The sequence below is a fragment of the Anoxybacillus sp. FSL W8-0104 genome, from assembly GCF_038004465.1.
Taxonomy (GTDB): domain Bacteria; phylum Bacillota; class Bacilli; order Bacillales; family Anoxybacillaceae; genus Anoxybacillus; species Anoxybacillus flavithermus_G.
Genome location: NZ_JBBOQU010000001.1, coordinates 2,497,754 through 2,520,565, shown reverse-complemented (window position 1 = coordinate 2,520,565; position 22,812 = coordinate 2,497,754). Strand labels below are relative to the sequence as shown.

23 protein-coding genes and 1 pseudogene are annotated in these 22,812 nt (G+C 44.5%); 20 read left to right on the top strand and 4 right to left on the bottom strand.

The window, feature by feature from the left end; all coding sequences use genetic code 11:
• Positions 1-47 precede the first annotated feature (47 nt).
• Together NST18_RS13465 and NST18_RS13460 are read left to right on the top strand one after the other, a co-directional pair.
• Positions 48-1,490, top strand: coding sequence for an N-acetylmuramoyl-L-alanine amidase (locus NST18_RS13465; RefSeq protein ID WP_004892719.1), 1,443 nt, complete (start codon positions 48-50; stop codon positions 1,488-1,490).
• A 10-nt stretch (positions 1,491-1,500) separates the two neighbouring features.
• Positions 1,501-2,253 (top strand): S-layer homology domain-containing protein, encoded by a 753-nt coding sequence (locus tag NST18_RS13460; protein WP_004892717.1) that lies wholly within the window; start codon positions 1,501-1,503, stop codon positions 2,251-2,253.
• Positions 2,254-2,271: 18 nt separating this feature from the next.
• Here the strand turns inward: NST18_RS13460 and NST18_RS13455 are convergent, their stop codons facing one another.
• On the bottom strand, positions 2,272-3,615 hold the full coding sequence (locus tag NST18_RS13455) for a SpoIID/LytB domain-containing protein (RefSeq protein ID WP_340721536.1): 1,344 nt from the start codon (positions 3,613-3,615) through the stop codon (positions 2,272-2,274).
• A 2-nt stretch (positions 3,616-3,617) separates the two neighbouring features.
• Positions 3,618-3,836: a hypothetical protein gene (locus NST18_RS13450; RefSeq protein WP_340721534.1), complete on the bottom strand. Its 219-nt coding sequence runs from the start codon at positions 3,834-3,836 to the stop codon at positions 3,618-3,620.
• Between the two features lie 224 nt (positions 3,837-4,060).
• Here NST18_RS13450 and NST18_RS13445 point away from each other — a divergent pair, with 224 nt between their 5' ends.
• Positions 4,061-5,113 carry a glycosyltransferase family 4 protein gene (locus NST18_RS13445; protein WP_340721533.1) on the top strand — a complete coding sequence of 351 codons (1,053 nt, stop codon included), beginning with the start codon at positions 4,061-4,063 and terminating at the stop codon, positions 5,111-5,113.
• A 32-nt stretch (positions 5,114-5,145) separates the two neighbouring features.
• Here the strand turns inward: NST18_RS13445 and NST18_RS13440 are convergent, their stop codons facing one another.
• Positions 5,146-6,165, bottom strand: coding sequence for an LCP family protein (locus tag NST18_RS13440; RefSeq protein WP_192954124.1), 1,020 nt, complete (start codon positions 6,163-6,165; stop codon positions 5,146-5,148).
• 92 nt (positions 6,166-6,257) lie between these two features.
• Positions 6,258-6,896 carry a YigZ family protein gene (locus NST18_RS13435; protein WP_192948651.1) on the bottom strand — a complete coding sequence of 213 codons (639 nt, stop codon included), beginning with the start codon at positions 6,894-6,896 and terminating at the stop codon, positions 6,258-6,260.
• Between the two features lie 195 nt (positions 6,897-7,091).
• Here NST18_RS13435 and NST18_RS13430 point away from each other — a divergent pair, with 195 nt between their 5' ends.
• The 17 genes and pseudogenes from NST18_RS13430 (at position 7,092) to fliW (ending at position 22,802) form a co-directional block, all read left to right on the top strand.
• On the top strand, positions 7,092-8,255 hold the full coding sequence (locus tag NST18_RS13430; RefSeq protein WP_004892704.1) for a sensor histidine kinase: 1,164 nt from the start codon (positions 7,092-7,094) through the stop codon (positions 8,253-8,255).
• Complete coding sequence (locus NST18_RS13425) at positions 8,252-8,932, top strand: response regulator transcription factor (RefSeq protein WP_340721530.1); 681 nt, start codon at positions 8,252-8,254, stop codon at positions 8,930-8,932. Before NST18_RS13430 ends, NST18_RS13425 begins: the two co-directional genes overlap by 4 nt.
• A gap of 99 nt (positions 8,933-9,031) precedes the next feature.
• Positions 9,032-9,873: pseudogene (locus NST18_RS13420) on the top strand (DegV family protein).
• A gap of 67 nt (positions 9,874-9,940) precedes the next feature.
• The gene (locus NST18_RS13415; protein WP_004892696.1) at positions 9,941-11,281 is read left to right on the top strand and encodes a DEAD/DEAH box helicase; all 1,341 of its coding nucleotides are present in this window, start codon (positions 9,941-9,943) and stop codon (positions 11,279-11,281) included.
• Positions 11,278-11,946, top strand: a complete 669-nt coding sequence (locus NST18_RS13410; RefSeq protein ID WP_004892693.1) for a ComF family protein — start codon at positions 11,278-11,280, stop codon at positions 11,944-11,946. Before NST18_RS13415 ends, NST18_RS13410 begins: the two co-directional genes overlap by 4 nt.
• A complete protein-coding gene (locus tag NST18_RS13405) occupies positions 11,876-15,733 on the top strand; it encodes a metal-dependent peptidase (RefSeq protein WP_230456221.1) in 3,858 nt (1,285 codons plus the stop codon). Before NST18_RS13410 ends, NST18_RS13405 begins: the two co-directional genes overlap by 71 nt.
• Positions 15,730-16,017 (top strand): EscU/YscU/HrcU family type III secretion system export apparatus switch protein, encoded by a 288-nt coding sequence (locus tag NST18_RS13400; protein WP_004892688.1) that lies wholly within the window; start codon positions 15,730-15,732, stop codon positions 16,015-16,017. The genes NST18_RS13405 and NST18_RS13400 overlap by 4 nt, the downstream gene beginning before the upstream one ends.
• A 58-nt stretch (positions 16,018-16,075) precedes the next feature.
• Positions 16,076-16,489 (top strand): flagellar export chaperone FliS, encoded by a 414-nt coding sequence (gene fliS / locus NST18_RS13395; protein ID WP_004892685.1) that lies wholly within the window; start codon positions 16,076-16,078, stop codon positions 16,487-16,489.
• 13 nt (positions 16,490-16,502) lie between these two features.
• Entirely contained in the window at positions 16,503-17,645 is a 1,143-nt protein-coding gene (locus NST18_RS13390; RefSeq protein ID WP_340721528.1) for a flagellin N-terminal helical domain-containing protein, read from the top strand.
• 84 nt (positions 17,646-17,729) lie between these two features.
• Entirely contained in the window at positions 17,730-18,167 is a 438-nt protein-coding gene (locus NST18_RS13385; RefSeq protein ID WP_004892673.1) for a YaaR family protein, read from the top strand.
• Between the two features lie 11 nt (positions 18,168-18,178).
• Entirely contained in the window at positions 18,179-18,586 is a 408-nt protein-coding gene (locus tag NST18_RS13380) for a TIGR03826 family flagellar region protein (protein WP_004892669.1), read from the top strand.
• 14 nt (positions 18,587-18,600) lie between these two features.
• On the top strand, positions 18,601-18,909 hold the full coding sequence (gene flgM, locus NST18_RS13375) for a flagellar biosynthesis anti-sigma factor FlgM (protein ID WP_340721526.1): 309 nt from the start codon (positions 18,601-18,603) through the stop codon (positions 18,907-18,909).
• A gap of 14 nt (positions 18,910-18,923) precedes the next feature.
• Complete coding sequence (locus NST18_RS13370; RefSeq protein ID WP_004892663.1) at positions 18,924-19,376, top strand: flagellar protein FlgN; 453 nt, start codon at positions 18,924-18,926, stop codon at positions 19,374-19,376.
• Between the two features lie 13 nt (positions 19,377-19,389).
• Positions 19,390-20,898, top strand: coding sequence for a flagellar hook-associated protein FlgK (flgK, locus tag NST18_RS13365; protein ID WP_004892660.1), 1,509 nt, complete (start codon positions 19,390-19,392; stop codon positions 20,896-20,898).
• A gap of 11 nt (positions 20,899-20,909) precedes the next feature.
• On the top strand, positions 20,910-21,782 hold the full coding sequence (gene flgL, locus NST18_RS13360) for a flagellar hook-associated protein FlgL (RefSeq protein ID WP_004892657.1): 873 nt from the start codon (positions 20,910-20,912) through the stop codon (positions 21,780-21,782).
• A gap of 11 nt (positions 21,783-21,793) precedes the next feature.
• Positions 21,794-22,351, top strand: a complete 558-nt coding sequence (locus tag NST18_RS13355) for a DUF6470 family protein (protein ID WP_004892654.1) — start codon at positions 21,794-21,796, stop codon at positions 22,349-22,351.
• A 13-nt stretch (positions 22,352-22,364) separates the two neighbouring features.
• Positions 22,365-22,802, top strand: a complete 438-nt coding sequence (fliW, locus tag NST18_RS13350; RefSeq protein ID WP_004892651.1) for a flagellar assembly protein FliW — start codon at positions 22,365-22,367, stop codon at positions 22,800-22,802.
• Positions 22,803-22,812: the final 10 nt, after the last annotated feature.

The following is a 22,812-nucleotide window of genomic DNA, read 5'->3' as shown; positions in this document are numbered from 1 at the left end:
TTGTTTGTTATGCTTAAGAATAGAAAAATGTCGAAAGGGAGAAGAACATGCTGGGGAAACGACACGTATATTGTCTAATTATCGTTTTTCTTGCTTTGTTTTCTGTTGCTTCACCTAGTTGGGCGAATACGGAACTAAAGCAAGCAGAGCGATTCGTTGATGTCACGGACGATCATTGGGCAAAAAATGAAATTGAATTTTTAGCAAATGAGCAAATTATTAACGGGTATTCAGTTGGGCAAATATCAGAGTTTCGTCCAGCGCAATCGGTGACGCGAGCAGAAGCAGCAAAAATGATCGTCAGTGCGCTTGGACAAACGGAGTGGAAAGACGGAGCATTGCCGTTTCAAGACGTTCCACCAAATCATTGGGCGCGTGGTTGGATTGCACGTGCAGTACAGCTTGGCATTATGGGGGGAGACGGCACGGCGAATTTTCGTCCGGACGCCGGATTGTCCCGTGCAGAAATGAGCATCGTGTTAGTCAATGCTTTTTCTTTGCCGAGCAAAGGGGCTGCTGTTGAATCTGCTGCGGTGTTTAAAGACACAGCAAGACATTGGGCGTTAGCGCACATTAATCGTTTGTATTATCATGGGATTGCGAACGGAAGTGATGGGAAATTTTTTCCGAAAGATGCTATTTCTCGTGCTGAGTTTGCGACGTTGTTAGCGCGAACGATTAACGATCAATTCCGCTTGCCGCTACCGGATTTAATTGAGCAAGGGAAAACGAATATTCAAGGTATAGTGACGACTGCAACTCTCAATGTCCGACAAACGCCGTCTGCGACAGGAACGCTTGTCGGAACTTTGAGAAAAGGACAAGTTGTCGATGTTTACGATATAAACGGATATTGGGCAAAAATTGCGTATAACGGTCAGTTCGCTTACGTACATAAAACGTATGTAAAATTGCGAAATATCGCAGGCTCTCCTGTGAAAGGACGCATTATTGTCGTTGATGCAGGACATGGTGGAAAAGACTCAGGGGCTATGAGTGGAGGAGCGAACGAGAAAACGGTCGTGCTTGAAGTAGCGAAGTTCGTAAAACAAAAACTTGAACAAGCAGGAGCAACGGTTATCATGACGCGCGAGACGGACGTGTACCCGACGCTACAAGATCGTGTTGATATGGCGAAAAACAACTATGCGGAAATGTTTGTCAGCATTCATACAAATTCGGCGACGAACCCAAGCGCCAAAGGTGCTGAAGTATATTACGATTCATCGACAAATCCGAATGCCGAAGAAAGTAAAAAATTAGCGCAATACATTCAAGAGGAGATTGTCCGCATGGCGAATATGGTCGATCGTGGCGTGAAAAATAGCGGATTGTATGTGTTGCGCAACAATAGTGTGACGAGCGTGCTTGTAGAACTTGGATTTATTTCTAACGCTGAAGATCGCGCGAAATTAACGTCAGCCGAATATCAAAATATATATGCCGAAGCGATTTATCAAGGAATTGTGAAATATTATACGTCGCAATAGAGGGGGTGACATGGTGAAAAAATGGATTCTCTCCGTTGTTTCTATTAGCATGCTGTTGTTAGCAGCGTGTGAGCAGGAACATGCGGGGGCAAGTGAAGAACAAGAAATTGCGACAGCACCATGGACAGAACAGCAGTTGGCGGATACAAATAGCCGTTTGAATGAAATCGATGACAAAATGAAACAATTGGAGCAGGAGTTAGCTAAAATAAAAACAGCTGCCGATTCTCCGCAAGTGTTTAAAGACGTACCGATTAATCATTGGGCGTATGTCTCCGTCACTCGTTTATACCGTCAAAATATCGTTGGGGGTGTGGGTGATGGTTTGTTCGCTCCAAATCAAGCAATTACGCGCGCGCAAGCAGCTGCTATGCTTGTTCGAGCGTTTCAACTGCCGCTATCGACTAAGCCATCGGTTTTCGTGGATGTTCCCGATTCCCATCCATTTGCTCGTGAAATTATGACGGCGTACGAGGCAGGCTTTGTCGGAGGGTACCCAAACAATCGCTTTGCGCCAAAAGAGTCGATGAAGCGAAAACATATGGCAATGATTATTCAACGTGCTTTTCGTTTGCAAGCCACATCTGCTTCGTATGCTAGGTATAAAGATGTAACGGAAAACACACAAGGTGCGTTAGAAATTCGTATCATTTCCCAACACGGCATTGCGGAAGGGGATAACGGTTATTTTTATCCAGAACAACCGACAACTCGCGCTCATTTTGCAATATTTATGGATCGAGCGCTACAAAAAAATAAGTAGGCTGTGTACGAACACAGCCTACTTTATTTTTTTTACTTCAATGCCTTTATAATAGTACTTTAAAATTTGATCGTATGTGAACCCTTTTTCAGCCATAGAGCGGGCACCCCATTGGCTCATGCCGAGTCGATGTCCCCAGCCATTGCCTGTGAACGTAAATTCCGTTGGAGCGGTCGGATAGTACATCGTTTCGTTTTCTGTCCGAATCGAAGCATTTCCTGTTGCGATCGTCGTTTGTCCGCTAGTTGTTTGGAGCGCATAGCCGGCGATATGATCAACTGTCTGCTCGGATCCGTCTGCTCGTTTAATTTTCACGTTTGCATTTCCTTTTACATCAAAGGCAATACTTTTTAGTGAGACGCCAAAAAACGAACGAAACGCATCAGATGACGACACGAATGAAGGGCGAGCTTGGACGACTCGCTTTTGCCCTGTTGCAGCATTGTACACTGTTGCTTCCACTTGTTGAACGCTTCCGGCATTCGTTCTTTGTGTAACGCGAAGGGATACGACTTGTTCGTTTGTTAACTTAAATCTTGATGATACAGTGCTTGTCGCAACTTTTGTATTCCATCCGTAGTGTGGGTTGCTTGGATGGCGATCGTACGGATCGGCAACGGAACGGATGTAAGGAACGTCCGAGCTCCATACGTTCTCGCTATTTTCCGTATTTCCACCAGAGCTTGAGTGAAAATAAGCAGAAATCGGTTCATTTTGGTATGTCGCATATACACCGGCTGTTTCATTTACTGCCGCAGTAGAAGAAGCTTGTTCTTTCGACTTCCCGCCATATACTTGGCTCGCTACTGTCATTTGCAAAAACGACGTATTTTTTAATTGGGCATACGCATAGCTACGCGCCGCCACAGCTTGTGCTTTTAGCGCCTCTTTATGCCAAGATGATGGCATTTCTCCAGGGACGACACCTTTTAAATAATCTTCCATATCTAACGTATTAAATAAGTTTGGTGCTGTCTTCCCAGGAGTGATCTCGAATGAACCGCGATATATGACGGGCGCAGACGTGCCTCCTGCTTGTTGAATGCTGCTGATAGTGACGTCATGTTGTTCGCCTCTTGTTACTTCATCTAATAAAAAGCCACTTGTTGACGTATACGAAACGCCATTAATTGTCGCGACGACTGCTCCGTTCGTTTGTGAAAAGACGATCGGATTTGTAAATGGGATCACTTGTTTTGTTTTTAAATCAATAAGTTGATAGTTTCCATTCGCTGTCGCAAGAAACGTTGCAGTCGGCAATAGTTTTACTTTTACAGGTGTTGGGTACGAAGCGGCGGCAACCGTCTGTGGAATGAGCAACAACATACTAAACGCAAAACATATCCAGCGAGCGATTTTCATATTTATTTCGCCGCCTCTAATTGTTGTTTTAGCTTTTCTACTTCTTGCTCGAGTTGTTGAACGCGTTGTTCAAGCTTTGTGATACGCTCATTCAATGGATTGATTTTTGCTAGTACCCATTCTACGCTTGCTAAAACAGGTTCGCTGTTCGCTAGCGCTTTTGATGCAGATACAGTCAACATCGCTGCAAGCAACATGATGACGATCGTTCTTTTTCTCACGGTTTTCTCCTCCCTTAATTCTATCTATCTTACATTATAGCAAATGATTTCAACAAAAAGGGTGAAAATGTAACAAAATTCTAGTTTTCTATTTTCCGTTTGTCGATTTTAAAATTTATGGTATAATGTCTGATAGGTTTGTGAAAAGAGATGGTAGAAAGTGTTGCTTTTTCAGCAATAATTGATTGAAAAATCGGGAATGCTAACAAATAGGGAGGTTTCCTATGGTTTATTTCACCTTGTTTCTGTGCTTTATCGTAGCTGTGCTTATTACGCCTGCTGTGAAGTGGTTGGCGTTTCGGGTCGGAGCAACAGATAAACCAAATCAGCGAAAAGTTCATCAAAAAATTATGCCACGTTTAGGTGGATTAGCGATTTTTATTAGTTTTATTATCGGTTACTTCGTATTGAAGCCAGCTAGCCCGTACGCAACAGCAATTGTCATCGGAGCAACGATCATCGTATTAACGGGCGTGCTTGATGATATATATGAGCTACCACCAAAATGGAAGTTGCTCGGTCAAATCGTGGCAGCTGTTGTCGTTGTGTATGGTGGTATTCGAGTCGATTTCATTAACTTGCCGTTCGGTGGTCATTTGGAATTTGGGTTATTAAGCATTCCGATCACGATGCTTTGGATTATTGGGATTACAAATGCGATTAACTTAATCGACGGGTTGGACGGCTTAGCTGCTGGCGTATCGTCGATTGCGCTTGTCACGATTGCCGGAATGGCGGCGACGATGGGCAATACGTACGCATTCGTTTTTGCGATGAGCTTATTATTGCTCGGAAGTACGCTCGGTTTTCTATTATATAATTTCCATCCGGCGAAAATTTTTATGGGTGATACCGGTGCATTGTTTTTAGGCTATATGATCTCCGTACTATCGCTTCTCGGCTTTAAAAACGTTACGGTGTTTTCGTTAATTATCCCGATTCTCATTTTAGGGGTGCCAATTTCGGACACGCTATTTGCCATTGTTAGACGGATCGTCAACAAACAACCGTTATCGGCGCCGGATAAGTCGCACTTGCACCATTGTTTACTACGTCTCGGTTATAGTCATCGCCAAACAGTGCTCATCATTTACGGCATGGCGGCGATGTTCGGTTTAGCGGCCGTTTTATTATCTAAGGCGACGATGTTTGGCGCGCTCGTCGTGATCGCATTCGTCTTGCTTGTCGTTGAACTTGTCGTCGAGAAAATTGGTCTTGTCGGCAAAGACTATCGCCCGTTGCTGAAAATGGTTCGAGGCATGAAAAAAATATCGTAAAAAAAGAGGGTGTCCGCGCGACACCCTCTTTTTTACTGTTCTTGAGCAAATTGCTCCGTTCTCGCTTGGTAAGATGATACATCGAGATGAGTTTTCAACGTCTGTTTAATTTCATCGACTGCTGCTTCGTCGAGACGGTAATAATATACCCCACCAATACGTGCGTCTTCTCCTTTGAGATGGAGCGTTTCGATGTTCGCTCCTGCATCTTTCGTTGCGTAAGCGAAGAAACCTTTCATTTCTTCAAACGTTAAGTTCGTTGTCATATTTTTGCCGACCGCTTCCATGATATCATCAAACTTAGTTAACGATTTTATGCTCATCGCTTTTTTGAAAATGGCTTTCATGAGCTCTTGTTGGCGTTTGCCGCGCTCGATGTCGTTGTCATATTTGCGCGTTCGAGCAAGCGCCAACGCTTCTTCACCGTTTAATGTTTGTAAGCCGGGCTTTAAGTGAATGGCGTTTTTGCGATCTTTTGAATCCATTTCGCGAAGTTCATATGGAACGTCAAATTCAATGCCGCCAAGTTCATCAACAACATCGACAAACGCTTCAAAGTTCATTTTGACGTAATAGTCCACTGGAATGTCAAGCAATTCTTCGACTGTTTCTACCGTTGCTTTTACGCCACCGTAAGCGTGGGCGTGTGTAATTTTATCGTATTTTTTTTCAATTGGAATGTACACGTATGAATCGCGCGGAATGCTAAGCAGTTTTACCGTTTTATCTTTGACGTTAAATGTCGCTAGGACAAGCGCATCGGAACGTACTGCGCCCATTCCTTTTTCTTGGCGGATGCTGCTGTCATCGACACCGATAAATAAAACGGAGATGTTATCTGAATTTGGATCGACTTCCTTCATTCGTTTCTCCGATTTTTCGCGACCGTCAATTTGTTCAAACGATTGTTGAATGACAGACTGCGCTTTATTGAATAGAAATGTTGCATACGTTGCTCCTCCGATGATAACGAGAAGGAGAGGAAGCAAAACGAACGTCCATATTTTTTTTCGCTTTTTCCTTTTTTTCATGTATAATCGTCTATTTTGCATAGTCGTTCCCCTTTTTCAAAAGTTCAACAAATATCGACATGTAAACAATCATCATTTTACAAAATTTTTATGCAGTCGTAAATGAAAAAATTTTATTGCGCGACATCAAACTCGACATATACGTGTTCTCCTTCAGAAATCGCGCTCTTTCCGTTTGTTAATTCGATCATCCATGCGCGGAATTCGTCTTTTCGTTTTTCTTCAACGTATGTGTCGATCGTAACGTGCTCGGCATAATGAATGTCTTTAATGGAGTAGGTTGAAGCGCGCAGTTCATTTTCGACTTTCCCAAGCCATGTATAATCGATCGTTGTATGCATGATGCGCATAAGCTTACGTTCGACGATGCCTGCCGCTTTCAGTCCTTCCGTCACCGCCTTGCCATAGGCGCGCACAAGACCGCCAGCGCCGAGTTTAATGCCTCCGAAATATCGCGTCACGACAACGACTGTATCTTTCAACTTTTTCTTTTTTAACACTTCTAGCATCGGAACACCTGCCGTGCCGCTCGGTTCGCCGTCATCGTTTGCTTTTTGAATATGGTCGTGTTCCCCAATGATATACGCGGAACAGTTATGCGTCGCATCCCAATGTTTTTTCTTGATTTGATGGATAAAGCGCACAGCTTCTTCTTCCGTTGTCGCGCGTTCGACATAACAAATGAAGCGCGATTTTTCAATGACGATTTCTGTTTCTCCATATCCTTTTACCGTATAGTATGCCTCTAACAAAACGAAATCACCTCAATGTTTATTTGGAATGTTGTGTGCATGTTGTCGAAAAATGCTGATGGAAATCGTCAAAACATGCTATAATAAAAATTATAAGGCGGGATGCGACATGATGGAAGTACGAATAAACGTCAGCTAAAAGTCAGAAAAGTCATTTCAATTGACTTTTGGTCATATTTTCTTTAGGTGGTGTATATGTCCAATAAAAAACTAGATGCGCGGCAGCTTGACCGTATTGTAAAAAAAATGATTGAAACAGTCGATCAAAGCAAAGCTGAAATTTTTCGTATTAGTGAGCAATCGCGAAAAGAACATGACCGTTTAATCGAAGAACTTCAGCAAGTAAAAGAAGAAGTAAAGCGCGTCATCCATCAAACAGATAACTTAGAGATGAAAACAAAGTTAGCTCGACAACGGTTATTTGATGTGAGCAAAAACTTTTCTCATTATTCCGAAGCAGAAATTCGACAAGCGTACGAGAAAGCGCATTCGCTACAAATGGAATTAACGATGGCGCAAGAGAAGGAAAAGCAGCTGCGTCAACGTCGCGATGAGTTAGAGCGGCGCTTGACAGCTGTGAAAGAGACGATTGAACGGGCCGATCATTTAATTGGGCAAGTGACCGTTGTGCTGAACTATTTGAATGGGGATTTTCGGGAATTAAGCGACTTTATTAACGGTGCAAATGAAAAGCAAGAGTTTGGTCTGCGCATTATTGAGGCGCAAGAAGAGGAGCGAAAACGGCTGTCGCGAGAAATTCATGATGGACCGGCGCAAATGCTTGCGAACGTCATTATGCGTTCTGACCTGATCGAGCGCATTTATCGCGAGCGCGGGGTGGAAGAAGCGATTGGCGAGATGCGCGATTTAAAAAAAATGGTACGTTCTGCTCTATATGAAGTGCGGCGAATTATTTACGACTTACGCCCGATGGCGCTAGATGATCTCGGTTTAATCCCGACGTTAAAAAAATATTTACAAACGATTGAAGAGTACCATAAAACAACGATTACGTTTACATATACGGGAGAGGTAAAGCGGCTATCCAACCGTTTTGAAGTTGCTGTGTTTCGCCTCGTGCAAGAAGCGGTGCAAAATGCCTTAAAACACGCTGAAGCGACAACGATTCAAGTGGAAATGGAGCTAAAAAAAGATCATTTGCTGATCGTCGTAAAAGATGATGGCAAAGGCTTTAATCCGAATGAAAAAAAAGATAAAGCGTTCGGGTTAATGGGCATGCGCGAGCGTATCGAATGGTTGGGAGGAAAATTACATATTTACTCGCAACTTGGACGCGGAACAATTGTTACGATGCATATTCCGCTCCAAAAGACAGCAGGGAAAGGGGAACAACAATGAAAACGCGCATTGTTTTAATTGATGACCATAAATTGTTTCGTGAAGGAATTAAACGTATTTTAGATTTTGAGCAAGATTTTGAAGTGGTGGCGGAAGGAAGCGACGGTGATGAAGCGTTAGCGCTTGTTGAGCGATATAAACCTGATGTTGTCATTATGGACATTAACATGCCTCATGTTAACGGCGTAGAAGCGACACGTCAGCTCATTGAAGCATATCCAGATACAAAGGTGATCATTTTGTCGATTCATGATGATGAAAGTTACGTCATGCATGCGTTGCAAACGGGAGCGATGGGGTATTTGTTGAAGGAAATGGATGCGGACGCTTTAATTGAAGCGGTTCGTGTTGTGGCAGAAGGCGGTTCATATTTGCATCCGAAAGTGACACACAATCTTGTGAAAGAATATCGCCGTCTCATCGCAGGAGAAGGAGTAGAAAAAGAAAAGCAAAATCAAGGTGTATGCCGTCCGTACCATTTATTAACGCGCAGAGAGTGTGAAGTATTGCAGCTGTTGGCAGACGGAAAAAGCAATAAAGGTATTGCTGATGCGCTATCTATTATTGAAAAGACGGTAAAAAACCATGTTAGCAGCATTTTACAAAAATTAAACGTGAATGACCGAACGCAAGCAGTCGTTGTTGCGATTAAAAATGGATGGGTCGAAGTGAAATAAGGTTGTCGAAGTGGATTCGACAACCTTTTTCAATGCAATGGTAGTTATAATGTAGTACAATGCAGATAGGAAAAATTTTGGACAAGGAAGGTAAAGATGATGAAAACGGCGATTTTAACGGATAGTACAGCATATATCCCGAAACATATTCGTGAACAGTTGAATATACATATCATTCCTTTAAGCGTCGTCTTTGGAACAGAGACGTATCGTGAAGAGATTGACATGAGCGCAGAAGATTTTTTGCCAAAGTAAAAACGAGCGAACAACTGCCGACAACATCACAGCCGCCAATTGGACTATTTGTCGAAACGTTCGAGCAGCTAGCGAAACAATACGACGCCGTCATCTCGATTCATTTATCAAGCGGCATTAGTGGCACGTACCAAGGGGCTGTGTCCGCAGGGCAAATGGTTGAGGGGATTCAAGTGTACGCATACGATTCAGAAATTAGCTGCATGATGCAAGGGTTTTATGCGATCGAAGCAGCGGAAATGGCGCAAGCAGGTGAGCATCCCGAAGCCATTATTGCGCGTTTAGATGAAATGAAACAGTCGGTGCGCGCTTATTTTATGGTCGACGATTTATCGCATTTGCAGCGTGGCGGACGGTTAAGCGGTGCACAGGCGTTTATCGGCAGCCTTCTACAAGTAAAGCCGATTTTACATTTCGTTGATAAAGTGATTGTGCCGTTTGAAAAAATTCGTACACGGAAAAAAGCGTTAAGCCGAATAGAAGAACTATTTGCTGAAGACGCGAACCTCGGCGTTCCCATGCGTGCGGTCATTATTCATGCGAACCGTGAAGAAGAAGCACGCGCATGGAAAGAAAAACTTGAGCAACAATATCCGCACGTTGAATTTTTCCTTAGCTATTTCGGACCTGTCATCGGCACGCATTTAGGAGAAGGTGCGATGGGATTTGGCTGGTATAAAAAATAAACAGGAATTTTTTTGCTAGGCACGAATATATGAGGTGGGCGAATGGTCCACTTCTTTTTTGCTGGAGGTGATTTGTTTGCATTTAGCAGGAAAACAGCTGCTTAAATCGGAACTTTCGTCTTCTTACGATAAGCAACATGTGCAGATCGTGGAGAGCATTGTAAAAACGAAGCAAGGCTATCGTTGCGTCCGTTGCAATAACGATGACCAACAGTTATTTGCTTCGTTTCCGTGTGCGCGCTGTGGACGCATATGTACGTATTGCCGCAAATGTATAACGATGGGCCGATGTAGCGAATGTAATCCGCTCGTGATTTGGATTGGACCAACTCCTTCTACCTCTTTTTCTTCACCGCTTCAATGGAATGGTCAATTATCTCCAGCTCAACAACTTGCATCCGATGAAGTTTGCCAAGCGATTGATCGAAACGACTCACTGCTCGTTTGGGCCGTATGCGGAGCGGGAAAAACAGAAGTGCTATTTGCGGGCATTAACATGGCGCTGTCGCACGGAAAGCGCGTTTGCATTGCTGCTCCGCGCACCGATGTTGTATTAGAGTTAGCCCCGCGTTTGGCGAGTGTATTTCCGTCGGTCGATATGGCGGCATTATATGGCGGCAGCCAAGACCGTGGCAAACTTGCTTCATTGACGGTGACGACGACGCATCAGTTGCTTCGCTATTATCACGCTTTTGATGTGATGATTGTCGATGAAGTCGATGCATTTCCGTATAGTGTAGATGCGATGCTTTCCTATGCGGTAGAACGGGCACGAAAACCGAACTCCTCACTCATCTATTTAACCGCAACCCCAAACGAACAATGGCAACGTGAAGTAAAAAGTGGTCAACGTAAAGCGGTGACGATTCCTGCACGGTATCATCGCCATCCTCTTCCTGTTCCGACTTTTGAATGGTGCGGCAATTGGCAAAAAAAGTGGCGTAATCAACGTTTGCCATCCTGTGTCGTTCGATGGGTAAACGAGCATCTCGAAAGAAACAAACAAGCCTTTTTATTCGTTCCTCACATCGACTTTTTACAACAAGTTGTTCCGTATTTCCAACAATTTCATCCTCGCATTGAAGGAGTGCATGCTGAAGATCCGAAACGAAAGGAAAAAGTGCTTGCTTTTCGGCGTGGACAAATTCCGCTTCTTGTGACAACGACCATTTTAGAGCGCGGGGTAACGATCCCAAACATTGACGTTGCCGTGTTAGGTGCAGAGCAACCGATTTTTACAGAGAGTGCGCTTGTGCAAATCGCTGGACGTGTTGGCCGAAGCGCCCAATATCCGACAGGTGATGTTCGCTTTTTTCATTTTGGAAAAACGAAAGCGATGGTGGCGGCTAAGCAGCATATTGTGCGCATGAATGATGAAGCGCGAAAGCGAGGGTTGATTGACGAATGAAGTGCCTCATTTGTCATGATGAATGGCTGCCGCCGGTATCGCTTGCTATGCTTTTAACGCTTCGTCAAGCGGATGTTTGTTGTCCGCGTTGTCGAGCTCGTTTTATTCGCCTTGAGGGGAATCGTTGTGAACGATGTAGCCGTCTAAGTGACGTACCGATATGTACCGATTGTATAAAATGGCAACAGCGCAAAAGCGCCTTGAAACAAAACTATTCCGTCTATATATACAACGACTGGATGAAAGAAGTGATGAATCGTTTTAAATTTCGTGGCGATTATGCGCTTGTTGAAGCGTTTCGTTCCGATGTTCGTCGCGTGTTTGATGAACATTTTTCTTCGGATGTGTTCCTCGTGCCGATTCCTCTTAGCTCCTCTCGATTAGCTGAACGCGGGTTTAATCAAGCGGAGGCGATCGCCTCGCTTTTATCGTTGCCAATGATTTTTGCCTTGCGACGTATCGATGATGAAAAACAATCGAAAAAAACGAGGCGTGAACGTTTTGTTGGGCGCAAGTTTTGTTTGACAGGAGAAGATGTAGCCGGAAAGCGCATTGTCATCGTTGATGATATTTATACGACAGGGGCAACGGTGCATGAAGCGGCCAACGTTCTTTATGCAGCAGGGGCACGTGACATTTCTTCTTTTACGCTCATCCGCTCATAGTTGGGAACAAACCCCCATTGAAAACATCGTAACGATGGTCGATATAAAAAATAGGAATATTGGAGAACGGAGATGGGTCGTTATGGAAATTCACGGATACGGATATTATCGCCCAAAATCATCATCTTCAACGACTGTGACGTTAAAAGCAGGAGATGTGTACGAAGCAGTTGTGAAAGAACAAGTAGGTGAAAAAGAAGCGATCGTGCAATTGCGAGGTGTCGATATTCGATTTCGTTTTGAAGGTGACGTGCCGCCTTCTGGACGAGTGAAAGTACAGGTAACCGGTAGTGATGGGGATATTGTCGAAGGAAAGATTGTGACACCACATTCTACATCAGCATCTGAAACGTTTGAAACGCCTGAACTTCGCCAAGCGGTGACGATGGTGGCACAAAAGCAACTGCCGCTCACGCGTGAAACGATCGAGTCGTTACGCACGTTTTTAGCAGAAGGAAAAGGGACGGTTGAACAAAAGTTAGAAACGATTCAAATCGCAGCAAGCAAAAAGCTTGATATGACGATGAAGCAGTTACAAGCGGTTCATGAAGCGCTCCACGGCAAGCCGTTAAGCGAGTCGTTACATGATATCGTTCGGGCGATTGATGAACATTTTTCATTTACGCCAATCGCAAAGCAACAGTCGCAAACGATCAGTGAGCTGCGTGCCCAACTGCAAGGGGAGCGAAACATTGATCGTGCGATTGAATCGGCAAAGCAGTTTGCAGAGGAAAACGGACATGACGAAATCGCGAAAGCTGTGCGTGAGGCGAACATTTTGAAAGAGCGCGGACATGAGACGTTTGCCCGAAGCCGCATCATGCAAGCTGTCGCTATGGCGGAAACGAATGAAAAAATAGATCATGGACAAATGGAACGTGCGACAACACAAGAGAAGCAACTGCAAATGGTACGTCAGCAAATTGAACGTGAGCCGATTGTCGCCAAAGCGCTTACCATTGCGAAAGGAAGCGAAGTCGTTCGTCAAACGCTCGGTCCAGCGTTACGAGAAGTGGAACAGTTGTATCGCTCAGGTCAACCGCTTAGCGCAAAAGAGCGATTGCTTGAAGCGTTTGCTTCAGTAGAGGAAAAAGACAATGTACCGACACAGCCTGCATCAACTATACAAAAACAAATGGTCGATGAAGCGAAACGAATAGTTCGCAACGCGCGCTCGATAGAAGATGCCGTTCGTCAGTTGAAAGAAAAGGTGCTTCCACGTATCGAAGCAAATGAATTACATGAAGCGATTGAACGTGTAGAACAACTAGGAGAAAAGGCGAAAACCGATCTTATTCAAGCATTGCGAGCAGTAGGAGCAATGAAAGAAACGTTGCGTCCGAACGCACCAATAGCGAAAGTGGTCACCCAAGAAGCTCAGCTAAAACAAGTGGCAGATTTGCGGAAACAAGTAGAAAGTGCTCCGACGGTGAAAGCGGTAGAACCGCAAGTGAGGGAATTGGCTCGCACATTGCCAGCGGAGCAAGCGGAAAAAGTCATTCGTGCGCTCGAGCAATCGAAACAGCAAGAGGCCATGGGACGAAGCGTAGAAGCTCGTCAACAGTTGTCGCAAACATTACGTGCGGTGGAAGAAGAAGTGGTTGCAGACGTCGTACGAACAGCGAAAGAAGCGGTACGAGCAAATAATCCAGCGACGAAAGTAGACGTGCAAGAAGCCCAGCTGAAACAAGTGGCAGAGGTACGGAAACAAGTAGAAAGCACACCGACCGTGAAAGCGATAGAACCACAAGTAAAGGAATTGGCCCGTACGTTACCAGCGGAACAAGCAGAGAAAGTGGTTCGTGCGATTGAGCAGTCGAAACAGCAAGAGACAATGGGACGAAGCATAGAAGCTCGTCAACAGCTCATGCAGGCATTACGTGCGGTGGAAGAAGAGGTGGTTTCGGACGTCGTACGAACAGCGAAAGAAGCGGTACGAGCAAATACACCAGCGACAGCGGTAGAAACAAAAGAAGCCCAGCTGAAACAAGTGGTAGAGGTACGGAAACAAGCGGAAAGCACACCGACCGTGAAAGCGATAGAACCACAAGTAAGAGAACTGGCTCGTACGTTACCAGCGGAGCAAGCAGAGAAAGTGGTTCGTGCATTAAGTCAAGCAAAATTATTTGAAACGGTTGGTCGAGGTGCGGAGGCTCGCGATCAACTTGTGCAAACATTACGCTCGATCGAACAGCAGTTGGCGCCTGAGTATGTCAAACGCGCTCATGTGATAGCTGACCGGCTCCAGCAACAAACGATGACGTTGACCGAGGCGGTGCGTCAGTTGCAAGCGGATCATACGCTTACAAAACAACCGTCCGTATTTGAAGCGATGCAACAAGCAACACAAACGCTGCAAAGCGCTCGTCAACAGCTTATGACATCGCTTTTGACAGCTGAACGTGCCGAACAGCAAGAAAGCGACGTCCGCACCGCCGTTATGCAAGCGATAAAAACGATACAAAAGGAGCCAAATGTCAAAGAAGCGTTACAAATGGCGCGTGCGCATCTTGCGCAACATATGGAACCGCTGCTTCATGATGCGTTCGCCCGTGCTGACGAACTCGCAAAAAACGGGAGAGAAATGGCTGCAAGACAAACGGTCGTCCAAGCACTTCAACAAATCGAAACGACGTTGCCGACAAGTGACGCTTCCTCGCCTGCTGATGCGGCGTACGAGTCGTTGGCGGCACTCGGTTTACAATCAAAAGATATGATCGTTCAAACAGTAACGAAACGAATGGCGGAAGCAACGAAACAGTTTCAACAAGCGAAGCGTGATATGATGCGCAATTTAGACGCGATCGATCATCTGATTACTCAATACAAGCAAGCGGCGCGACCGCAAGCCAAACAGCTGCTGGAAACGACGATTAAACAGCTCGATCAAACGATTTTAAAAAGCGATGCGATGTTGTTTGCGGATATGACGATGGAGAAAAAATTGTTGCAGGCAAGCTCGCAACTAGCGGAAGCGAAAAAGCTGCTAGATAAAGGACAACTGGCGGAGGCGCAAAAAATCGTAAAGCAAGTAAAAAGCACGCTTGAACAAATGCAATTTAAGCCGGCAGATGTGAAAGTAAAACATTTTGTTCAAGCGCAGTCGCTGAAACAACAAACACCAGAACAAGCACTGCTGACGCAATGGAACGAAATCGTTCAGCCTGAGCCGTCCGCGCGCCACATGCTACAAACGATTCACCGCCTTGGTTTTATGCACGAAGCGGATATAGCAAATTCACTCGTATTTCATAGCGAAAGCGAACAGTCTGAAGAAACGATGAAAGGACTGCTCATGAAATTAGCACAAACGGGTGGCGAAGGATCGAAACAAGCCGAACAAGCGTTGACGCATATGACAGGGCAACAATTGTTGAATAAAAACGATCAAGGAAGCGCGATGCAAACGCTCTTTTTCACGATTCCATTGTTGCTGCAAAAGAAAGTAAAAGATGTAAAAGTATATGTGAACGCCCGTAATGACGGAAAACGAGTCGATTGGGAAAACTGCAGCTTATACTTTTTGCTGGAAACGAAAAAGCTCGGTGATGTCGGGGTGTTGCTGAGCGCGAACGAGCGCACGCTTTCCGTGACGTTCCGCAACGATCGGGAAGATTTTGCTGAACGGATGCGTCCGCTTGTGGAAACTGCGACAAAGCGCCTTGAAGAAATCGGCTACCGCGTTGGCAACGTGCAATTTACGACGTTTGCGACAAAAGAGGAAAAACAAACGAACGAGCCAAAACGAGCGACATGGACAGAGAAAGGATATGATTTTACAATATGATGTACTTTAACCAAAAACGAAAGCGTGAAGTGAACGGTCCGTCGGCGGCGGTTATTCGCTACGAACAAGGAGATAAAGCGCCGACCGTCGTCGCCCACGGGCGCGGCTACGTCGCTGAAAAAATTATTGAACTGGCAAAACAAAACGGCGTGCCGATCGAACAAGATGCCACGCTCGTCCAACATTTGCTTGACCTCGATCTCGGCGATACGATTCCGCCGCAATTGTACGCTGTGATCGCAGAAATTTTAATTTTAATTGAAAAAATGGAACGAAACTATTAAACAATAAAAAAACGTGACGATAAATAAAGTAGGTGAACGAGAAAAGGGGAGTGGGCGCGTGGAGTTTTTAACTGAAGAAGCGGTGTACAAAAAAACACCACAACAATTAACAGCGCTACTTTATGAAGGGTTGATTAACAGCTTAGAAGAAGCGATCGCAAGCACAAAAAAGGGCGACTATATTCATGCCAACAAAAGACTCCAAAAAGCAAACGATATTTTACGTCGCCTTGGCGTTGGTTTGAAGTATGACGCGGGCATTATCGCCCATCAACTAGACGCATTATATAATTACATGGCAGAACGTCTTATTGATGCGAACGTGAAAAAAGACGTAGCGATGATGGAAGAAGTGCTCACGATCGCCAAAGACATTGCGAACGCATGGAATGAAGCGTTGAAAAAACAACCGACAACAAACGTTGCAGCAAAAAAAGCTGCCGCATATGAACAGTTTATTATGACAGAGTAAAGGAGCGGAAAAAATGAGAATTAATCATAACATTCAAGCATTAAACGCTTATCGCAACTTAGCAGTAAACCAATCAAACACAGCGAAAAACTTAGAAAAGCTTTCTTCCGGTTTGCGCATTAACCGCGCGGCAGACGACGCTGCAGGATTAGCGATTTCAGAAAAAATGCGTTCGCAAATTCGCGGCTTAGAAGTTGCAGAACGCAACGCGTTAGATGCGATCTCGCTCATCCAAACGGCGGAAGGGGCGCTAAGCTCTGTTCATAGCATGCTTCAGCGTATGCGCGAATTGGCGGTGCAGGCGTCTAACGATACAAATACAGCCAACGACCGTGCGGCATTAGACCAAGAAATTCAACAGTTGAAAACCGAGATTACACGTGTAGCAACGTCCACTGATTTTAACAAAACGGCATTGTTGGATGGAACTTTCGGAACAAAAGTCGATCAGGATTCATCGAAAACAACTGCTTTATTGGTAACAGGGGTGGCTAATATCACAACTGGCGGTGGTTTGAAAGCAGGAACTTATACAATCTCTTGGAATAGTACAGATAAAGTTTATGAGTTAAAAACAACAGATAGTAGCGGTAAGGTGATTGGAAAAGCGACCGATTTGGCTAAGGACGGTGCAGGTTCGATTACTTTTAAAGGCTGGGATAGCACGAACAGCAAATACACAGGGGTTTCATTAATTACGGTTACTACAAATGGTGCATATACGTTGTATAGTTTAACTGGCAAGGTTGAAATCACCGGAACAGAAAGTAACTTCCAAATCGGAGCGAATGAAGGACAAGTAGTTGGACTAGGTATCAGTGATATGACTACAACGGGTTTGGGAGTTGATAGCGTAACTGTAACGGATCATGCTTCTGCACAGTCTGCGATTTCGGTTATTGACGAAGCGATCCGTAAAGTATCTGAAGAGCGTGGTAAACTTGGTGCGATCCAAAACCGTCTCGAGCACACGATCAACAACTTAAAAACAGCACACGAAAACTTAACGTCCGCAGAATCACGTATTCGCGATACAGATATGGCGATGGAGATGACAAACTTCACGAAAAATAACATTTTAAACCAAGCAGCGCAGGCGATGCTTGCGCAATCAAACCAATTGCCGCAAGGAATTTTACAATTGTTAAAAAGCTAATAGTTAAAGAAGGGGGTAGGTCGATGCGACCTCGCCCTTTTTTTGTACGTGTGGCATAATATAAAGAAAAAGGTGTGAACGTTGATGGAAGTGCAAAAAGTGTCACGGGCGTCGTTGAACCGTGTGGCGAAAAAAGAGGATGCACCGATGGAATTGGTGTCATTTACGGAAGTGATGCATAAGAAAAAAAGCGATGTGTTGTTTGAACGTTTTCAAACGATGGCGCAACAAATTGAAGCGCAAGGGAAAAAATTAGCCGAGTCGCAAACGGTCGAAGACTTAAAAACGTATAAAAAGCTTGTTAAACAGTTTTTAGATGATGCAGTAAAAAATAGTTTGCAGCTTGAAGAGCAACGTGGATTTAGCCGCGGGGGACGGTCGAAAATTTATAAGCTTGTAAAAGAAGTCGATCAAAAGTTAGTGGATCTCACAAACGCCGTACTAGAAAAAGAGAAAAAAGGGCTTGATTTGCTTGGACTTGTCGGTGAAATTCAAGGATTGATTATTAATATTTACACGTAAGGGGGAGCAACATGTTAGATAACTGCCCGAAATGTGGAAGTTTGTTCGTGCGGACGCAATTTCGTGATGTGTGCGAGGCATGCTATAAAGAGGAAGAAAAATTGTTTGAAAAAGTATATGCATTTATTCGAAAACGAGAAAATCGCACGGCAACGATGTCACAAGTTGTTGATGCGACGGGGGTAGAAGAAGCGTTAATCATTAAATGGATTAAAAAAGGACGGTTGCAGCTCGTTCATTTTCCAAACCTCGGCTATCCGTGCGAAAAATGCGGGGCAACGATTCGTGAAGGACGCCTCTGTCCTTCATGTATTAGTGGCATTCAAAAAGAGATGACGAAAATCCAACAAGAGGAAGAGCGACAAAAACAAGCGAAACATCAGACGACATATTTTACCGAGCGACGCAAAGACGACTAAACATTTTTTTCTTTTTGCCGATAATAAACGTAGACGAAAAAGAACGGAAAAAGCGAGGTGGGAATATGAAAATTAATCGCATTCAACCGATGAACGTCAATCCGTATGAGCGGACATCACGTGTCGAAAAGCCGACAAAAGCAACGAAAAAGATGGATCAAGTTGAAATTTCTAGCGCGGCGAAAGAACTGCAAGAAGCTGCGAAATTTTCTTCGGAACGGTTAGAAAAAGTGGAACGGCTAAAATCAGAAGTTAAAGCAGGTACGTATACAATCGATGCACGAGCGATTGCAGAAAGCGTATTGCGCTATTATAAACGATAACGGAGCGAACGAACATGATCGATGTGATGCAAAAGTTGCTGACGTTTCATCGTGGGTTATTGCAACTAGCAGAGCAAAAAACAGAAGCGATTAAAAAAGGCGATGTCGGTACGTTACAGCAAATGATGATGAAGGAACAAAAATATGTGATGGCCATTCGCCAGCTAGAAAGCGAACGAATGAGCCTTCTGTCGCATTTACCCGAGAAAGAACGAACGGTGAGCCGATATGCTGAACAGGTGGAAGAAAAAGAACGAATGAAGCTTTTTCAACTAGCCAATGAACTAAGCGACACGATTGTACGATTAAAAGAGCAAAACGAACTGAATATGCAACTACTGCAACAATCGCTCCAATTTATTCATTTTACATTAGATTTGATGATACCGAACGAACAAGATGTGACGTATGACCCGAAGCGAACGGATGAATTGCCGCCACGGTCTTCATTTGAAGCGAAAACGTAAGGGGGGTTTTTTTGTGCTTTCGACATTTCACGGTTTAGAAACGGTGCGGCGTGGGATGACTGCCCAACAACAAGCATTATACGTCACCGGGCATAATATCGCGAACGCCAACACGCCAGGTTATTCGCGCCAGCGCGTCAACTTTGAACAAACGCCACCGTATCCGTTTGCGTCTCAAAACCGCCCCGTCATGCCTGGACAAATGGGAACAGGTGTGGAAGGTGGAACGGTACAGCGAATGCGCGAAGAGTTTTTAGATGTGCAATATCGTGGGGAAAATATGAAATACGGCTATTGGAATACGCGTGCCGAAGCATTGTACAAAATGGAAGAAATTATGAATGAGCCGTCAGACGAAGGATTGGCAAAAACGCTCGATCGCTTCTGGCAAGCGCTCCAAGACTTAGCGGTAAATCCTTCGAATTCGGGGGCACGCTCAGTCGTTCGCCAGCGCGGCATCGCGGTTGCGGAAACGTTTCATTATTTGTCGAGCTCGTTAAAGTCGATTCGCGAAGATTTAAAAAATGAGTTGGATGTCACAGTAAAAGCAGTAAACTCTTTAGCTCGTCAGCTCAATGATATAAACAAACAAATTGGCGAAGTAGAAGTGCACGGCTATTTGCTGAACGATTTATATGATGAGCGAAATCGGCTTTTAGATGAATTGTCGCAATATGTAAACATCAAAGTCACACCTGTGCCAAGCGGCGGTAGCGCGCTAAAAATTGCCGAAGGACGCTTTACGGTAGAGTTAGTGGACCGTAACGGCACGTCTCTTGGGAAGCTAGTAGACGGAAATACAGGTGCGTTTAACGAGATAACGGTAAAGTATGAAACGACAGGTGACAAGTATGTAAGAGAGATAAAGTTAGGGAACGATTCATTAAATTTTTTAAGCTTTAAGGAAAATGGAAAGATTGGCGCATTGCTTCATTCGTATGGGTATGTCGGCGGAACAGGACTATACCCAGAAATGTTGAACAACTTAAACGCCATGGCGAAAGCGTTCGCGGATCAGTTTAATGCAGTTCATTCAAGAGGATGGAGTGTAACGGAGATAAAAAGTAACACAAAGGATGGGAAAACATTTTTCACTTACAATCCAAGTGATCCGGCTGGAACGTTAGATGTCGAACAAACTATTAAAAATTCGCTTGATAATATCGCCGCATCTGCATCTGGTCAAATCGGCGACGGAAGTAACGCCCAAGCGCTCGCTGAAGTAAAAAACGGAACGATGAATATTGCAGGAAACACAACAACGATTCAAAACTTTTACGAAAGTTTAATCGGACAAATGGCAGTCAATGCGCAAGAAGCGAAACGGCTGTCGCAAAATAGCGAAGTGCTTCGCCAATCGGTTGACGAACGGCGCATGGCGGTCAGCTCCGTATCGCTTGATGAAGAAATGATGAACATGATGAAATTCCAGCATGCGTATAACGCCTCTGCACGTATGATTACAATGATCGATCAAATGTTAGATAAAATTATTAACAATATGGGCATCGTTGGAAGGTAGGTGAGTAACGTATGCGCGTGACACAAATGATGCTTGCAAACAATACGCTTCGCAACGTGAGTAAAAGCTATGACAAACTTGGCACGTATCAGCAACAGCTCGCGACAGGGAAAAAAATTCATCGTCCATCGGAAGATCCAGTCGTGGCGGTGAAAGGCATGCACTATCGTACGAGCTTAACAGAAATTGAACAATTCCAACGTAATTTATCGGAGGCGTATACATGGATGGAAAATTCGGAATCAGCGCTTAACCATACGACAAACGTCCTGCAGCGCGCCCGTGAGCTTGTCGTGCAAGCGAAAAACGGTACACTCGGTCAAGAAGACCGCCAAGCGATCGCCCGTGAAATTGAACAGCTGAAAAAAGACTTAGTACAAGTCGCTAACACGAAAGTAGCAGGTAAATACATTTTCAACGGGACAAAAATTGAACAAGCGCCTGTGACGGATGGAACACCGCCAACTGTCAGAAATAACAACGATGATTTTATGGTCGAAGTGGCAAAAGGAGTTAAACTAAAAATTAATGTCACCCCAAACAATGTGTTTAACCAAGGGTTGTTCAATACATTACAGCAAATTGAAAACGAACTAGCCAATCCAACAAGTAATTTAGACAACTTACTTTCCCAATTAGATGGTCATTTAAACGACGTACTCGCAGAGCGTGCGGAACTCGGTGCGCGCGTCAACCGTTTAGAGCTCGTGGAGCAACGTCTTGCCGAACAACAACTCATCGCGAAACGAATGATTTCCGATAACGAAGATGCGGATATTGAAAAAATTATTACGGAATTAAAGTCGCAAGAAAGTGTGCATCGCGCAGCGCTCTCTGTCGGGGCGCGCATCATTCAGCCGACGCTCGTTGATTTTTTACGTTAAGGGGATGATGAATGTTGAGAATCCCGCAACTGACGATGCAAGCGACGTTCCCGCAACTATCCATTACAGTTGAGCGCGGATATATGCATATGCGTCAACAACAAGCCGAGCTGTCGATTGAACAACCAAAACCACAGCTTGAGATGAAAACAACGCCACCGCGCCTGACGATTGATCAAACCGAAGCGTGGGCAGATATGGATTTAAAACATATTTTTCATCGCATTGAAGAAGCTGCGCAAGACGGCTATGCCAGTTGGTTATCATATTTAGAAACGACAGCGATACAAGGCGATGAATTAATGCGCATCGAACAAGGTGGTGATGTACTCGCGATGCAGGCAGAGGCGAATAGCGAACGACCGCCTTTTGATTATAATGTCGGGCTTATTCCACGCCCATTTAGTGTGAAAGTCAGTTTTGAGCCAGGACATATCAATATGAACTGGCAAACATCAAATGCTCGTATTCATATTGAGCCACGCCCTGTGCAAATCGATTACAAACCAAACGTTGTGCATATTGACTTAGCGCGTCACAACAACTTGCGCATTGACGTGACCGTATAAATGAGGGATGAACATGAATATTGAAACGAAATATCATGGAACAGTTCAGCTTTCTCAGCTGGCACTCGTTTCATTTGAAAACGGACTACCGGGCTTTGAACATGAAAAACAATTTGCGTTGCTTCCGATTCACGATTCGCCATTTACCATTTTACAATCAATACAAAATAAAGACGTAGCGTTCGTCATGATTGAGCCGTTTTCGTACTTCCCAACGTACGAAATCGAATTGGACGATACGACGTGTGAGCAGCTGAAAATACAAAAAGAAAACGATGTGGCGCTATACGTCATTTTAACGGTCGCAGAGCCGTTTACAAATACGACAGCGAACTTACAAGCGCCTGTCGTCATTAACGTTCACGAACGAATCGGCAAGCAAGTCATTTTAACGAATACACCGTACAAAACGAAACATCGGCTATTTCCAGAAACGGTTGAGGCGAAATAAGGAGGCGAGG